Origin of the sequence: Micromonospora sp. NPDC051296 (assembly GCF_040682255.1) — a bacterium.
Taxonomy (GTDB): domain Bacteria; phylum Actinomycetota; class Actinomycetes; order Mycobacteriales; family Micromonosporaceae; genus Micromonospora; species Micromonospora craterilacus.
In genome coordinates this window covers 1-2441 of sequence record NZ_JBFBAO010000586.1, presented here as the reverse complement: position 1 = coordinate 2441, position 2441 = coordinate 1, and the positions used below count along the sequence as shown (strand labels likewise).

Here is a 2441-nt window from a genome sequence, read left to right as displayed (position 1 = left end):
AGTTCCCCAGGTTGCGCGGCCGCACCGCATGGCTGGAGCGCCACAGCCCCGCCCTCGTCATCAGCGGCCGCTGCTGAGGCTGGATCGCCGTGGGGCCGGCGCTGCGCTCCGGCGCCGCGTACGAGTGGTCGGTGCGCACCTGGGACCGCACCGGCCAGCAGTCGCCGACGGCGACCGGCCGGTTCGAGACCGGCATCGCCGACACCGAGTGGGAAGGTGCGAACTGGATCCGCCGCACCACCAACGAGGCCGACGACTACACGCTGGCCCGCACCGAGGTACGCGTCGGCGACAGCCCGGTCGTCCGGGCCCGCGCCTACACCGCCGCCGACCACACCTACGAGCTGTACCTCAACGGTCGGCGGGCCGATCGCGGCACCTCCTTCGGCTACCCCGGCGAGGACTACTACCAGGTGGCCGACGTCACCGACCTGGTGCCGGCGGGCCAGCCGCTCGCACTCGGCGTGCGCTACCACTGGTACGGCAGCGGCCAGGGCCGCCCCGCCGGTAACCGCGGACTGCTGATGAAGCTCGTCGTCGAGCACGCCGACGGCTCCCGCGAGGTGTTCGTCACCGACGGCTCGTGGCGGGTCACCCGGGACACCCTGTTCCCGGCCGGCTCCGGAACGCGCAACGGCGAGGGCGACCGCATCGAGCGGCAGGACGCGCGTGCCGAGGTGGTCGGCTGGACCGCGCCCGGCCACGACGACACCGCCGCCCCGTGGGCCGCCGCGCAGGTGATCGGGGCGCATCCGGTCGCTCCCTACACCCACCTGATCGGCCAGGAGACCCGGCTGACCGAGAGCACCGTGCGACCGGTCGCGCTGAGCACGGCCGACGACGGCACCGTGGTCGCGGACTTCGGCGTCGTCATCCCCGCGCGCCCGACCGTCCGCTTCGACGCGGGCGTGGCCGGCCGCACCCTCACCATCCGGGGCGGCTTCAACCTCACCGGCACCGGACGCGTCGCCACCTCCACCCTGCTGTCGCAGGGCACCAACATGACTTTCCCGTACACCCAGAAGGACGGCGAGCAGGAGTTCCGGGCCTTCACCCACCTCGGCTTCCGCTACCTGGAGATCCCCGACGCGGGGGAGGAGATCGCGCTCGACGACATCACCGCGGTCGTGGTCCACACCGACGTGCCGGCCGGCCGCGAGGCCAGCTTCGCCAGCTCGAACCCCACCCTCGACGCGGTGTGGCAGCTGATGAAGCGGTCCGCGATCTACTCGGTGCAGGAGGCCTTCGTCGACACTCCGACCCGGGAGAAGGGCCAGTTCCTCGGCGACGCCGTCAACATCTCGTACGCCACGATGGCCGCCTTCGGCGAGCGCGACGCCACGCAGCAGGCGATCCGCGAGTTCCTCCGGTCGGCGAAACGGTACTGGGCCACCGGCAACGACCTCGGCCGGTACAACGCGGTCTACCCGAACGGCGACGGCAAGCGCGACATCCCCGACTACTCGCTGATGTTCGTGGACTGGGTGTGGCGCTACTACCAGGAGACCGGAGACGCGGACCTGCTCGCCGAGGCGTACCCGGCCATCCGTGACACCGCCGACTACGTGCTGCGGCACATCCCCGCCACCGGCCCGACGGAAGGCCTGGTGACCAGGCTGTCCGGCGGCAGTGGCGCCTACCAGTACGGCATCGTCGACTGGCCCGAGCCCGGCCGGTTCGGCTACGACATGACCGCGGCCGCCCGGACCACCATCAACGCCCAGGGCGTCGACGTGCTGCGCACCACCGCCCGGATCGCCGAGGTCCTCGACCGGCCGGCCGACGAGGTCGCCACGTACGGCGGCCGGGCACAGGACCTGGTCGACGCGATGAACGCGAAACTGCGGCGGGCCGACGGCGCGTACGTCGACGGGCTGTCGGCCACCGGAGCGCAGAGCGGCCACGCGGGCCAGCACTCCACCTCGTACGCGATCGCGTACGGCGTGGCGCCGGCGGCCGACCACCCGGCGCTGGCCGAGCACCTCGCGTCGATGGGCATGAAGCAGGGCCCGATGACCGCGCACTGGCTGCTGCGGGCGCTCGGCGACGCCGGCCGGCCGGACGCCGTACTGGACCTGCTGACCAACCCGGACGACCTGGGCTGGGCCAACATCCTCGCGCAGGGCGGCACCTTCACCTGGGAGGCGTGGACGCTCGACCCCGGCACCAACTTCAGCCAGTCGCACGGCTGGGGCGCGCAGGCCCTGGTGGACGTGCAGGAGACGCTGCTCGGCGTCGGTACGGCGAGCCCGGGTGGCGCGGTCGTGGAGATCGCGCCTCCGGCCACCGGTCTCACCCACGCCGCCGGCACCGTGCACACCCAGCGGGGTGCGGTGACCGTCGACTGGCGGCGGGTCGGCGCCGGCCTCCGCGTCGACCTCGACGTTCCGGTCAACGTTACGGCCCGGGTCGCGCTGCCGGTCGAGGCCGGCAAGTCCTAC

At 73.0% G+C, this 2441-nt stretch carries 1 protein-coding gene; it reads left to right on the top strand.

The window, feature by feature from the left end:
- Positions 1 to 131: 131 nt before the first annotated feature.
- On the top strand, positions 132 to 2441 hold a 2310-nt coding region (locus AB0M52_RS33205), incomplete at its 3' end, for a family 78 glycoside hydrolase catalytic domain (protein WP_363961808.1).